Source organism: Vibrio aphrogenes (genome assembly GCF_002157735.2).
Classification (GTDB): domain Bacteria; phylum Pseudomonadota; class Gammaproteobacteria; order Enterobacterales; family Vibrionaceae; genus Vibrio; species Vibrio aphrogenes.
Genome location: NZ_AP018689.1, coordinates 1,677,909 through 1,691,020, shown reverse-complemented (window position 1 = coordinate 1,691,020; position 13,112 = coordinate 1,677,909). Strand labels below are relative to the sequence as shown.

Here is a 13,112-nt window from a genome sequence, read left to right as displayed (position 1 = left end):
AGGTGGCCGCCATTCGTTCATCGTTATCCTAAATGTTGATATAGCAAACCAACAGGAAGCGTTTCGGCGTTTCCTGTTTTTTTATTGGTAGGCTAATTATAAGTAGGTTAAATGGCGATTCATGCTCAGGCTTGGCGCTAATGTTGCACTAAAGTCATCCCTCTAAGCTATTTATCAAGCAAATTCCTGATTGGCTATTTTAGTGCCTAGCTTAGGGTGCTAGAATATGGTCACTATTTTGCTTACTTAGCCAACTTTTTATGCTGTATGGCTAAGTATTTTCAGCAAGTCTTCTTTCTCCTCTTTTATAAAAGAATTGATAAGGTAATTTTCATGACGGTTAAAACTCGCTTTGCCCCTAGCCCAACAGGCTATCTTCACGTTGGTGGCGCACGTACGGCTCTTTATTCTTGGCTTTATGCAAAAAACCAAGGCGGTGAATTTGTTTTACGTATTGAAGATACTGATTTAGAACGTTCAACCCAAGAAGCGGTAGATGCCATTATTGAAGGCATGAACTGGATGGGGTTGGATTGGGATGAAGGTCCTTATTATCAAACTAAGCGTTTTGACCGTTATAACGAAATGGTGGATAAACTGCTTGCCGAAGATAAAGCTTACAAATGTTATGCTTCAAAAGAATTGTTAGACGAAATTCGTGCTGAGCAAGAAGCGAATAAAGAAATGGCTCGTTATGATGCGAATCATCCAAAAATTGTTGCCGTGAATCAAGCAGCCAAAGAAGGCGATCCTTGTGTGATTCGTTTCCGTAACCCAAAAGAAGGCTCAGTGGTTTTTGATGATCAAATCCGTGGTCGTATTGAAATTTCTAACAGCCAATTGGATGACTTGATCATTCGTCGTACTGACGGCTCACCAACCTATAACTTCTGTGTGGTTGTCGATGACTGGGATATGGGAATTACTCACGTGGTTCGTGGTGAAGACCATATTAACAACACGCCTCGTCAAATTAACATTTATGAAGCGTTAGGTGCTCCTGTACCCACTTTTGCACACTGTGCGATGATCTTAGGCGATGATGGCGCTAAATTATCAAAACGTCATGGTGCAGTGAGCGTAATGCAATATCGTGATGAAGGTTACCTACCTAATGCACTGAATAACTATTTAGTACGTTTAGGCTGGTCTCATGGTGACCAAGAAATCTTCTCTCGTGAAGAAATGATTGAATTCTTTAGCTTGGATGCGATCAGTAAATCCGCGTCGGCATTTAATACCGATAAGTTGCTTTGGTTGAACAACCATTACATCAAGACTTCTGAGCCTGAGTATGTAGCGAAACATTTACAATGGCATTTAGATCATTTATCGATCAGCTTAGACAACGGTCCAGCAATTACGGAAGTTATTAAGTTAGTTGGCGAACGCTGTCATACCTTAATCGAATTAGCTGAGCAATCACGTTATTTCTACCAAGATTTCTCTGAGTTTGAAGCGGGTGCTGCGAAAAAACACTTACGCGGTGTCGCAAAAGAGCCACTAGAATTAGCGCTTGCAAAAATTGAAGCTTTAACAGATTGGACCGTTGAAAATCTACACGGCGTGATTGAAGCTGTTTGTGCTGAACTTGAAATTGGTATGGGCAAAATTGGTATGCCACTTCGTGTTGCGGTAACCGGTGGTGGTCAATCGCCATCTGTTGATGCGGTTATGCACCTTGTAGGTAAAGCTCGTGTGGTTGCTCGTATCCAAATGGCACTTGCTTTCATCGCTGAACGTGAAGCTAACGCTCAATAACATCATCTCTGACAGTGCATACGCACATTATCTCAGAACGATTCCTAATGCCGGTCTATAAGATCGGCATTTTTTATAGATGGCATAAAAATCGACAAAAAGCTGATTTTTATCAAGGATATTTTGAAATTCCATTCTTAATGGTAACTATTATCATTAACTTTTCTCTTTTTATCGTATAGAATATCCGCCTTACTGAATTCCTTATGGGATTCCGTTAGTTTATCTGACGTCATAATATCGAACGGACTTAATCATGTTGTTTCCATCATCAATCTCGTTTTCTCATAGTGACCATACTATGACGCTAAAAGGTTTTGCTTTAGCTAGCCTACTTGCGGTTTCTTGTTCAGCTTCTGCAGATTCATTAGACAATGCACGTAATATTGAACGTCAAACCAATCAGGCTGCCCAAACCGCCCAAAAGAAAATAGACACCAATTCAGATCAGAGCTTTCAATTGCTCGCTGAAGTCGAAAGCTTACAAGATCAAGTCGACAATTTGTCTTTATACCAAACGCATTTGAAAAAATTGGTGGCAAGTCAAGAAGCTGAAAAACAGAGCATTGATGAGCAATTAGTCAATATTGCTGAGACACGTCAAGGGGTAGTACCTTTGATGTATCACATGATTGATGGTTTACAATCTTCGATTGAACAAGGTGTGCCAGTACGACTTGAAAGCCGTCAACAACGTTTAGCGGCCTTAAAGACTTTGATGGGACGTGCGGATATCTCTGAAGCTGAGAAATATCGACGTATTTTAGAAGCCTATCAAATTGAATTGGATTACGGTTCAAAAATTGGGGTTTATGAAGGCCAAATTCAATTATCTGATGATGACCAACGTCAAGTGGATGTCTTGTATGTAGGTAAAATGGTGTTAGTCGCTCGCAGTAAAGATGCCAGCCACGCTTGGTTATGGAAGCAAGATGTGAAGCAATGGCAAGCCGTGAACAATGAGCAACAGGTTGAGATTAATAAAGCGTATGCCTTAGCACAAAAACAACAAGCGCCAAGCTTACTTACCTTACCGCTTTCAGTGACCCAAATTTCTACTTCAAATGACACTCACCTTAAGGAGACAAAATAATGAAGTCCCTGTCTCTAAAATATGCAGCACTTTGCATGGTTATGATCAGTGCAAGTTTGAGCTTTACTGCCTCTGCCGATGATCTTGCCAACCTGGATAATAAAGCGAAAGCGGATCAACAGGTAGAACGTAGTCACAACCAACAACGTGTTCAATTAAGCAGCAAACAGCGTGCAGAGCTACAAGCAAAACGCGATCAATTAGCCAAACAATTGGCGCAAATTGAACGAGAAAATGCTCAACTGAGTGATACCTTTGCCGCCAATGAAGAAGTCTTAGCAGAAAAAAGCAAAGAATTACAATTGGCAACTGGCAGTTTAGGTGAGCTATTTGGTGTGGTTCGTCAGGCGGCCAAAGAGCTCCAACTCAGCTATGAAAACTCATTACTGGGGCCACAAGGTCAAGTTTTTAATACTCAGTTAGATAAAGTGATCAGCACCGATAGCTTACCGTCATTGACGTTATTAAATGGTTTATGGCATGCCATGCAATATAAAGTCGAAACGGGCAGTCAATTGAGTGCGGTAACGATCCCGTATGTACAAAGCAATGGTAAAACGGAATCTATCCCAGCGTTGCGTTTGGGTGATATGGCTTTATTAGCTGAGCAAGGGTATGTTAAGTGGGACTTTAATCGTCAACAAGCCTCTGACTATCTCGCTTTGCCATCTAACACACCAACATTATCTAGCTTTAAAGCGGAGCCCGCTCAATCTATCTTGCTTGACCCAACTCGTGGTGTCATGTTGGAACAATACGCCCACCAGCCTACGCTGATGCAACGTATCGACCAAGCGGGGATTGTCGGTCAAATTATTATTGCGCTTTTACTGATTGGACTTGTGATTGCCATCGTGCGTGGTGTGCGTTTAGGTGTTACTCAGCAACAAATCTCTAAACAACTAAAGCAACCTGAAAACCCAACTGACGATAATCCACTTGGCCGCATTTTGCATGTTTACAATAAAGAGAAAAAGCAATCTGTTGAGTCGCTAGAACTGCGTTTATTAGAAAGTATTTTAGATGAACAACAAGGGCTTGAACGTGGCTTGTCTATGTTGAAGCTGTTTGCTGCGCTGGCGCCAATGCTGGGCTTATTGGGTACGGTAACCGGTATGATTGAAACTTTCCAAGTGATCACGCAGTTTGGTAATGGCGACCCAACTGTAATGGCGGGTGGTATTTCGATGGCGCTAGTAACCACCGTGCTTGGCTTAGTGGCAGCGATGCCGTTACTGTTGGCTCATAATATCTTATCAAACCGTGCGGAAGTCATTCGTAATACCTTAGAAAAACAAGGTGTTAGCTTAGTAGCAAGTCGCGCTGAAATAGAATCAGATAAAGCACTAACGACGTCTGAATTGGCGGGGGCAAGTGCCTAATGTTAGCGTGGATTTCCATCCAATTTCCTGACTTGATGAACTCGCATTTAATGGAGTTCATGTCTCGTGGCGGGCAAGTGTTGTGGTGGTTAGCTGCGGTAGTCCTCTTGTGTTGGATTTTAATCATCGAACGCATCGTCTATTTAAGCGTCTCTTACCGTCATCAAAAAGCCCAATGGGTTGCACAATGGAAGCAACGTTCTGAACATGATTCATGGTTTGCCTTAGCGCAAAAAGAAGGGATGTTACAGCAAGCTCATGTGATGCTCACTCAACACTTAGACTTTATTAAAGCCTTAGTCAGTTTATGCCCGATGCTTGGGCTGCTCGGAACGGTTACCGGGATGATCACTGTTTTTGATTTAATGTCTATTTCAGGCAGTAGCGATCCAAAGTTAATGGCATCTGGTATTTCAATGGCAACATTGCCGACAATGGCTGGCATGGTTGCCGCCTTGGCTGGCATGTTTGCCCATTCTCGATTAGTTAAAGTGGCTACTCGTAAAGAGCTGCACTTAGAACAACAATTAAGGAGTGGCGAATGAGATTAGTTCGTCCTGCAAAAGCAAAAGAAGAAGCACAAGTGGATTTAACCTCCATGCTCGATATCGTATTTATCATGTTGATCTTTTTCATCGTGACGAGTTCATTTGTCAATGAATCTGGGGTAGAAGTCAATCGCCCACAAGCGTCACATGCCACCGCACAAAAAGATGCTGGTATTTTTATTGCGGTGACGGCGGCCAATGATGTGTATATCGATAAACAACGTGTTGATGTTGAGCGTGTGAGCGCCGCTTTAGAGCGTATTGTGAGCGATAAACCCGATGCCAGTCTTGTGATTCAAGCCGATCAGCATGCTTATAATGGTACGGTAGTTGCGGTGATGGACGCAGCGAAAGGTGTCGGAATTTCAAAGATTGCTTTAGCCACAGCAAATAAGTCTTAAGGGTATAACGCATGCGTGTGAGCAGTACAGCACATAAGATGAACCGTTCGTCATTCAGATTATTGATTGCGATTCCATTAGGGTTAATCACGGCTTTTGCGTTATTTGCTTTTATGTCGTGGATGGTGGGCAGTGTGAAAACCAATGTTTCAGGTGATCAAGCGCCACTGGCCTTTGACGTGATTATGCAAGAGCAAGATTCTGACTCACAGCGTCGTCAGCGCCCGTTACCTGAGCCACCTAAAGTGCCGGAGCAGCCTCAACAATTGGCGACACCACAAACGCCGACAGCAGCGATGCCACAAGTGCAAGCTCCTCAAGTGGCCATTGATACCACCATGACGTTTTCAGATTCTAATGTGGCGATCAATATGCCAGCGATGAATATCAATCATTCATCTCCGGTAGCCGCAGGACAAATTGGTACAGGAGTAGGGCAACAGCAACAAGCAATGCCTCTATACCGCGCGGAACCGGCTTACCCTTCTCGCATGTTAAAGCGTCGAGTGGAGGGTTTTGTGGTGATGTCTTTTACGATTAATGAGCAAGGTCGCCCTGAAGATATTCAAGTGGTACAAGCTGAGCCAAGTAAAGCGTTTGTTCGCCCTGCGGTTCAAGCATTAAGAAACTGGAAGTACCAACCTCAAATTGAAGGGGGTAAAGCGGTGAAGCAACCTGGTCAACAAGTCAAAATTGAATTTAAGATCAATCGATAAGGTACATGGGATTTAAAATGAAAGTATCAATTTTTAAATCATGGCTTTTCAAGATGAAAAAAACCGGGGCACTGTATGGTGTCACAGCGTGTTTGGCCTTATTGCCATTGAATAGTTTTGCTGCGGGTTTGACTCCCTATGCGGGGGCGAAATTAGCCCAAGCGAATGATTTAGCTCAAAAAGATCATTTGGATAAAGCCATTGAAGTCTTGCGTGATTTTGATCCGAGTACAGATTACGATAAAGCGTTTGTGCAGCGTGTGCTGGCGATTTATTACTGGCAAGCCGAACAACCTAAATCGTCAATATCCAGTTTAAGAAAAGCTGTTGGCTTCAAGGCTTTAGAGCCCAAAGTGCAATGGCAAGCAAATCGTATGTTGGCTGATATTTTGTATTCTCAGCAAGATTTTGCTCATTCTGTAAAAGAATATCGAAATACTTTAGCGATAAAATACACGCCGACGGCACAAGAAAAACCGCAATTTTCCAAAGACGTCAATGAGGTGTATTTTCGTTTAGCTGCTGCCTATTATCAGCAACAGCAATGGGACCAAGTACGCTCGGCTATTGTTAAATACAAAGCACCAGATACACGAAAGCGTTTGCAAGCGTTACGTATGCAAGTGATTGCCGAATTAAGACTCAAACAATGGGCACATGCTGAAGGGACGCTGAGTAATTTGATTCGTATCGAACCCAATAATAAAGCTTGGTGGCAGCAACAAATTTCGGTTCAATTGCAACAACGTAAAAATACTTCAGCTTTGGACACTTATGCGTTAGCGAAAAAACAAAATGTTGAATTTAGTGCATCCGATTACAAAACACTGGCTCAGCTTTATGCTCAAAATAAAATTCCAGAACGTGGGGCTCGAATTTTACAAGAAATGTTTGAGGCATTTCCTGATAGTAAAACTCAACAGAATCAAAAAACACAAGCTTACTATTATCAAATGGCGCGTGAATGGCCACAAGCTATCCAGACTTGGGAAGCACTGGCACAGCGTAATAGCAAATACAATTGGCCATTAACTCAGTTATATTTACAACAAAAGCACTATCAAAAAGCGGCTCAAGTTATTGAAAAAGCAAAGCCTTATGCCAATAAAAAAGACTATAGTTTAGCCAAGATTCAATTGCTCTATCGCCTCACTCAATACAACGATGCTTTGGCGGAAGCAAAACGGTTAAATGAAGAAATGCCTTCTGATTCTGCTCAAACTTGGATTGTTTTCTTGCAGAATAAATTACAGAAGCAGGAGATGGCATCATAGTGGCGAATGATGCAAAAGGAGGAGCGAAAACTCCCCATTTCACTCGTATAGAAAAGGTGCTGGAATATATCCATCAGCACCTTTTTTTGCCTTTATCATTAGAAGAACTGGCCGATAAGAGTTGTTGGTCACGTTGGCAATTACAGCGTGTATTTCGTGCCGCAACCGGCATCAATGTGGCGCAATATGTCCGTGAATTAAAATTGAGTCGTGCCGCGGAAAGATTATTAACGCACCCCAATGAGCGAATTTTGGATGTCGCATTAACATTTGGCTTTAATTCTGAAATCAGCTTTAGCCGTGCCTTTAAACAATTTTTTGATTGCTCACCAAGAACCTACCGTAAACAAGCGATTCGCCGAGGGCTAAGACAGCCTTTAGCCTTCTCCCAAATTGAGCGCTCAGATTCAAGTAATCCTTATTTTGATCATACCTTTACTCAGATCCGAGTGGAATTTAAAGATACATTTGAATTGTTAGGTCACCCAGGAAGCATTAGTGGTTTATTTGCTTCGCAACCGGATTTTCAAACCAGTGTACCGAATATTTGGCAGCAATTTGAACATTTTGGTTTGTCTCAAGCCGAGATAAGCGGGCTTCGCTATGGAGTGATCGACACCTTTTCTCTAAACGCTGAAAGTTTAGTGTACTGGGCATCCATCGGAATAGAGGATTTACACGAAGAGGTGCTGAGTCGTCCAGTTATTCAAACAGCCATATCACAAGGTCTATTAAAGTCAGTTAGCATCCCGCCACAACATTATGCAGTTTTGACTTATCAAGGGCCTATTCAGGGGCTAAAGTCACAATTGCAATGGCTTATTACTCATTGGTTACCCCAAAGTGGCTATTGTGGTGTGGATGGTTTTGAATTGGAAATCTATCCTGCCGATTTTCAAATTCAAGATAAAGCGGCCAAGATGGAATATTGGTTACCGATTGAAGCGATATAAATGCCATTCTCATTCTTAACATGCACCAAATTGTTAACTTTCTTATCCAGCAACATCGTAATATATGCAAATGATAATGATTATCGTTAGTTTGCTTGGCTAACGCTTTGCTGTTAGAAATGAAACTGCTGTTAGGAAGAAAACATGTCTTTATTTGACCAAGATTTTAAAACTCATTCTTTAAAAGCTAGTTTTTTAAAAGCTAGTTCTTTAAAAGCCAGTTATTTGAAAACTATCCCTTGCATTACTCCGGTTGCCTTAGCGGTTACCAGTATTCTGATTGCGCCTTCATTGTATGCGGCTGACCTCGCCAATGAGCAAGAAGTCAGCGAGCAAGAAACCATTACGGTACTCGGCCAGACCTATCGTAACACCGCGACCAAAACCTCATTGGAACCAGAAGAAACGCCACAGTCGATTTCCGTTATTGACTCTGAGCAGTTCGAAAACCGTGGCGCGACTTCGGTACAACAAGTCCTACGTTATGCACCTGGCGTGAATGCGGAGTTAAAAGGTGGCAGTGTCACCATGTATGACAACTACAACATTCGCGGCTTTGAAAATAACCAGATGTACTACGATGGGTTAGTGTTGCAGTATTTAACGGGATGGAATTTACAGCCACAAATTGACCCGATTGCATTAGAGCGAGTAGAAGTCTTCAAAGGCCCAAGTTCAGTGTTATATGGCGCAATGCCTCCCGGCGGAATGGTAAACCTAATCACCAAGTCTCCGCAAAAAGAAAGTCATACCGATGTCTCTGTGGCTACCGGCTCTCGTAACCTAGCCAAAGCATCGATTGATACTACCGGCCAATTTGGTGACTCCAATGTGTATTATCGTTTGATTGGTTTAGCCTCTCATCGTGATGGACAAGTCGATAATACGACGGAAGAACGTTATGTTTTTGCCCCTTCTATTGATTGGTATGTGACTGATAATACCCTTATAAACTTCAATTTTTATTATCAGAACGATCCAAACATGGGCATGAACTCTTCGATGCCTGCTTCGGGTTCGGTGTGGGATAATCCGAATGGCAGTATTGATAAAAATGCCTCAATGGGGGATGAAAACTGGAGTAAGTTTGAACGCGAATTCTGGATGGCAGGCTACAAGATTGATCATCGATTTAATGATAATTGGTCATTCTTGCAAAACGCGCGTTTCATGAAAGCCGATCTATATCAAGAGAATACGTATCATGTGGCAAGCGGCTGGGATCCAACAACCGGAAGCTTAGATCGTTACATTTATAGCACTGATGAAGAGTCGGAAGGCTTTACTATTGATAACCAGTTATCAGGTCGCGTGGTCACTGGTGCGGTTGAGCATAATTTATTATTGGGTGTGGATTACCAACACTTAAAAGGCAGCTCAAATTACACCAGTTATAGTTATGGCAATAGTGCAACGGCACCAAGTTTTAATGTGTTTGCACCGAATAATAACCAAATCGATCGCTCGCAAGTGACGGCATCTGGTGTGTATATCGATAAAGTTAAGCTTGAACAACTGGGCTTTTATTTCCAAGATCAAATGCGTATTAATCGTGTGATCTTAATGGCGGGTGGTCGTTTTGATAATTATCAAGCGAGCAGTGATTACGTTGGAAGTTTAACTAAAACGGACCAAAATAATTTCTCTTACCGTATCGGAGCCATGTATGAGTTTGATTCAGGTTGGTCACCATATATTAACTATGCGACGAGCTTTGAACCGACGGCAGGGACTGATAGTAATGGTCAAGCGTACGACCCTGAAATTGGCCAACAAATTGAAGGGGGCGTGAAATATACGTCGGCAGATTATGCTACCTCCATGACTGCTTCGGTTTTCCATATTATTAAAAGTGATGTCTTGATGGCGAACCCTGAAGATATTTGGGGACCTGAATTGCAAATTGGTGAAATTCGATCTCAAGGTATTGAGTTAGAAGGAAGAACACTGTTAACGTCTAATTGGGATGTGTCTGCCAGTTATACTTTCACTGACATGGAAATTACCAAAGATAGTGAAGGTGGTTACGAAGGTAAAACACCGATTTATGTTCCTAAAAACGCAGCAACCTTATGGACGAACTATTATCTCTATGATGGTCTGTTAGCGGGTACAAGCTTAGGTGCGGGTGCACGTTATATCGGTGAGCGTCAAATGGATGCCGCCAATACAGATACGGTTCCTGCTTATACTGTTGTGGATCTCTCGGTAGGTTATGACTTAAGTAATATTAGCGGTGATTTACAAGGTGCTGCTCTGAACTTAAGTGTGAATAACCTGTTTGATAAAGATACTTTCAGTTGCTATGACACGGCGAACTGTTGGTATGGTGAAGAGCGTACCGTTGAAGTGAAGTTTGATTATAAGTTCTAGCATATAGCATCACTTATCAAATTACTGTAAAGAGCTAGCCGTTGGTTGGCTCTTTTTTGTTGAGTGAACGCTACATTTGGTGTTGCGGGTAAATTATCTGTTACGAGAAAAAGCGACAAATTAAAAAAGCTCGTCATCCTGAACGACACTCGTACCTCGTTTTTCAGGATGACGGTTTTCTTTCGGCAATATCTTTTCATATTAGTCACAGCACAGCACATGAAACAACTTTCGCGCATTTTAAACATCTTTTTACTTTTTAATATAAATGAAAATTAGTATCATTACGCTTAACGTAATTGAGTTTGATGAGCCTTGCTGTGAGTGATCCTAGATACCAACAATTATTCCACTATGCCGACCATGTGACGCCCTATCTTAGCGGTCAATTGTTCCATGATGAACTCATGCAAGCTCCATTAGGTGATGATTGGTTACTTGCGGAGCATAACAATCAAGAATTACTACACGATATTTACGCTAAACTTCAGCTCTCTCATCCTGAAGCAGGCCATGCATATTGGTTAAACCGCACCTGGACGTTGCTTGTTTGGCAACCGGTTTATATTAGCTTTATTAGTATTTATGGCATTCAAGCACTCCCTTCGCTTTCGAGTATGGCGCAACAATGGCGTGGCGAGGCTAACTTTGTTGCCGGCTTCAAATTGCACGATCAGCCGATGCAAGAGGGCAGTGCTGAGTGGCTTATTCAAAAAGCCGCTGAACAGTTGTTGCCATTGTTTGAATGTTACCGTAGTCAATTAGATCAATCGGTAAGAATTCGCCCCGGTTTCACCCAGCATATTTTGGCGGATTTGTTGGTGATGGCGTTATTACGGTTACAAGATCTGCATCAAGACTTACCGCAAGATTATATCCCTCAGCATGCCAAACGATGGCTAACCGCTTTTGGTTTGTCATTAAAAGCGATGGATTCACTGCATTATGATTTAGCCTCTCAACAATGGTGTTATGTGCGAACAACCTGTTGCATGGTGTATCGCTGTGAGGGGCGTGATGTGTGCCCTGATTGTCCTCGTGCAGGAAAAGCGACACTTCCATTGTCGAGTTAACTATTGCCGAGTTAATTTGCCATTGTTTAAAGAGCAGAATAACTAGTCATCCACAGCTGAGGTTAATTATGGAGCCGGATAATCACAGCGACATTGGGTTACTGTTATTTTAGTCAAAATACGTTAATATCAGCGCCCTTTTTTTATGGTATGGGTGAGGTGACAATGTTTATTGGTTTTGACTATGGGACGGCAAATTGTTCTGTCGCAATGATGAAACAAGGGCAACCTCAATTATTAGCGCTAGAAAACGTCGGCCTTGAGAGCGCAACTCCTTATATCCCATCAACGATCTGTGCGCCCACACGTGAGTCGGTCAGTGAATATCTATTTCGTTTTATGGACACTAAACCGAAAGATGCGTTAGGTGAGCAAGCGTTACGTCGTGCTATCAATTTAAATCGAGAAGAAGATATTGAGCTGCAACTGGGTGATGTGCAATTTGGTCAGCATGCACTGGATACTTATCTCTCTGATCCACAAGACGTGTATTACGTAAAATCTCCTAAATCCTTTTTAGGCGCAAGTGGATTGCACCCAACGCAATTGGTCTTTTTTGAAGATCTTGTTTGTAGCATGATGAAAAACATCAAAACGCAAGCGGAAATCTCAACTCAGCAAACCATTACCCAAGCGGTCATCGGCCGTCCGATTAACTTCCATGGCCGTGGCGGGGAAGAGGCTAACCAACAAGCGGAAACCATTCTGCGCCATGCTGCAACTCGGGCAGGTTTTCAAGATGTCGAATTTCAATTTGAGCCCGTAGCCGCAGGTTTAGAATACGAAAGCACCTTAACGACAAACCAAACCGTCTTGGTGGTGGACATTGGTGGTGGTACGACCGATTGTTCCTTGATTGAGATGGGACCAAGTTGGCAGAATCACACCGACCGTAGCGCCAGTTTATTAGGGCATAGCGGGCAGCGTGTTGGTGGCAATGATCTTGATATTCATTTGGCTTTCAAACAGATCATGCCATTATTTGGTTTAGGCTCCCAAATGTTATCGGGTATTGAAATGCCCATTACTCAATTTTGGAACCCGATTGCCATCAATAATGTGGTGGCACAAAAAGATTTTTATGAAAGTGCAAACTTTAAGGCATTAAAATTGCTTCATAAAGAAGCCAAACAACCGGAAAAATTGGCCCGCTTGTTGGCGGCTTATCAGCATACTTTAGGCTATCAAATAGTGCGCAAAGCGGAAGAGGCGAAGATTGGATTATCCGATAATGCTTGCCATCCGCTATCGATGTCGGTCGTGACTGAATGTTTAGAGCAAGAGATTACATTGCCACAAATGATTGAAGCGGTTGATATTCCAACTCAAAAAATGATGGATTTGGTGAAGGAAGTGATGGCGCAAGCAACTCAAAAACCGGATGTAATTTTTATGACAGGGGGGAGCGCGCGTTCGCCATTTTTACGCCAAGCATTAGAAGCTACCCTACCGAATGTACCAGTGGTCAGTGGTAACTATTTTGGCTCGGTCACCGCTGGGTTAGCACGCTGGGCGCAGATGATTTTTTAATTAAACGA

General features: G+C 42.5%; 11 protein-coding genes. All 11 read left to right on the top strand.

The features are described 5' to 3' along the window. Nucleotides 1–333: 333 nt before the first annotated feature. Nucleotides 334–1,761 carry a glutamate--tRNA ligase gene (gene gltX / locus VCA1004_RS07655; protein WP_086983438.1) on the top strand — a complete coding sequence of 476 codons (1,428 nt, stop codon included), beginning with the start codon at nt 334–336 and terminating at the stop codon, nt 1,759–1,761. 256 nt (nt 1,762–2,017) lie between these two features. Further along, nucleotides 2,018–2,854 carry a DUF3450 domain-containing protein gene (locus VCA1004_RS07650; protein ID WP_086983440.1) on the top strand — a complete coding sequence of 279 codons (837 nt, stop codon included), beginning with the start codon at nt 2,018–2,020 and terminating at the stop codon, nt 2,852–2,854. An 8-nt stretch (nt 2,855–2,862) separates the two neighbouring features. Further along, entirely contained in the window at nt 2,863–4,236 is a 1,374-nt protein-coding gene (locus VCA1004_RS07645) for a MotA/TolQ/ExbB proton channel family protein (protein WP_408646898.1), read from the top strand. Next, a complete protein-coding gene (locus VCA1004_RS07640) occupies nt 4,236–4,781 on the top strand; it encodes a MotA/TolQ/ExbB proton channel family protein (protein ID WP_086983445.1) in 546 nt (181 codons plus the stop codon). Before VCA1004_RS07645 ends, VCA1004_RS07640 begins: the two co-directional genes overlap by 1 nt. Beyond that, nucleotides 4,778–5,185, top strand: coding sequence for an ExbD/TolR family protein (locus VCA1004_RS07635; protein ID WP_086983447.1), 408 nt, complete (start codon nt 4,778–4,780; stop codon nt 5,183–5,185). Before VCA1004_RS07640 ends, VCA1004_RS07635 begins: the two co-directional genes overlap by 4 nt. A gap of 11 nt (nt 5,186–5,196) precedes the next feature. Further along, the gene (locus VCA1004_RS07630; protein ID WP_086983450.1) at nt 5,197–5,901 is read left to right on the top strand and encodes an energy transducer TonB; all 705 of its coding nucleotides are present in this window, start codon (nt 5,197–5,199) and stop codon (nt 5,899–5,901) included. Nucleotides 5,902–5,954: 53 nt separating this feature from the next. Continuing rightward, entirely contained in the window at nt 5,955–7,175 is a 1,221-nt protein-coding gene (locus tag VCA1004_RS07625) for a tetratricopeptide repeat protein (protein WP_086984645.1), read from the top strand. Continuing rightward, entirely contained in the window at nt 7,175–8,128 is a 954-nt protein-coding gene (locus VCA1004_RS07620) for a helix-turn-helix domain-containing protein (RefSeq protein ID WP_164520845.1), read from the top strand. The genes VCA1004_RS07625 and VCA1004_RS07620 overlap by 1 nt, the downstream gene beginning before the upstream one ends. Nucleotides 8,129–8,272: 144 nt before the next feature. Next, nucleotides 8,273–10,501, top strand: coding sequence for a TonB-dependent siderophore receptor (locus tag VCA1004_RS07615; RefSeq protein ID WP_086983456.1), 2,229 nt, complete (start codon nt 8,273–8,275; stop codon nt 10,499–10,501). Nucleotides 10,502–10,821: 320 nt separating this feature from the next. Next, a complete protein-coding gene (locus VCA1004_RS07610; protein WP_164520844.1) occupies nt 10,822–11,574 on the top strand; it encodes a siderophore ferric iron reductase in 753 nt (250 codons plus the stop codon). A 165-nt stretch (nt 11,575–11,739) separates the two neighbouring features. Next, the gene (gene yegD, locus VCA1004_RS07605; protein WP_086983461.1) at nt 11,740–13,104 is read left to right on the top strand and encodes a molecular chaperone; all 1,365 of its coding nucleotides are present in this window, start codon (nt 11,740–11,742) and stop codon (nt 13,102–13,104) included. Nucleotides 13,105–13,112 lie beyond the last annotated feature (8 nt).

What these genes read in the sequence shown, in the direction of transcription:
- gltX (WP_086983438.1), top strand. Translation starts at nt 334, where the DNA reads ATGACGGTTAAAACTCGCTTTGCCCCTAGCCCAACAGGCTATCTTCAC.
- VCA1004_RS07650 (WP_086983440.1), top strand. Translation starts at nt 2,018, where the DNA reads ATGTTGTTTCCATCATCAATCTCGTTTTCTCATAGTGACCATACTATG.
- VCA1004_RS07640 (WP_086983445.1), top strand. Translation starts at nt 4,236, where the DNA reads ATGTTAGCGTGGATTTCCATCCAATTTCCTGACTTGATGAACTCGCAT.
- VCA1004_RS07635 (WP_086983447.1), top strand. Translation starts at nt 4,778, where the DNA reads ATGAGATTAGTTCGTCCTGCAAAAGCAAAAGAAGAAGCACAAGTGGAT.
- VCA1004_RS07630 (WP_086983450.1), top strand. Translation starts at nt 5,197, where the DNA reads ATGCGTGTGAGCAGTACAGCACATAAGATGAACCGTTCGTCATTCAGA.
- VCA1004_RS07625 (WP_086984645.1), top strand. Translation starts at nt 5,955, where the DNA reads ATGAAAAAAACCGGGGCACTGTATGGTGTCACAGCGTGTTTGGCCTTA.
- VCA1004_RS07615 (WP_086983456.1), top strand. Translation starts at nt 8,273, where the DNA reads ATGTCTTTATTTGACCAAGATTTTAAAACTCATTCTTTAAAAGCTAGT.
- yegD (WP_086983461.1), top strand. Translation starts at nt 11,740, where the DNA reads ATGTTTATTGGTTTTGACTATGGGACGGCAAATTGTTCTGTCGCAATG.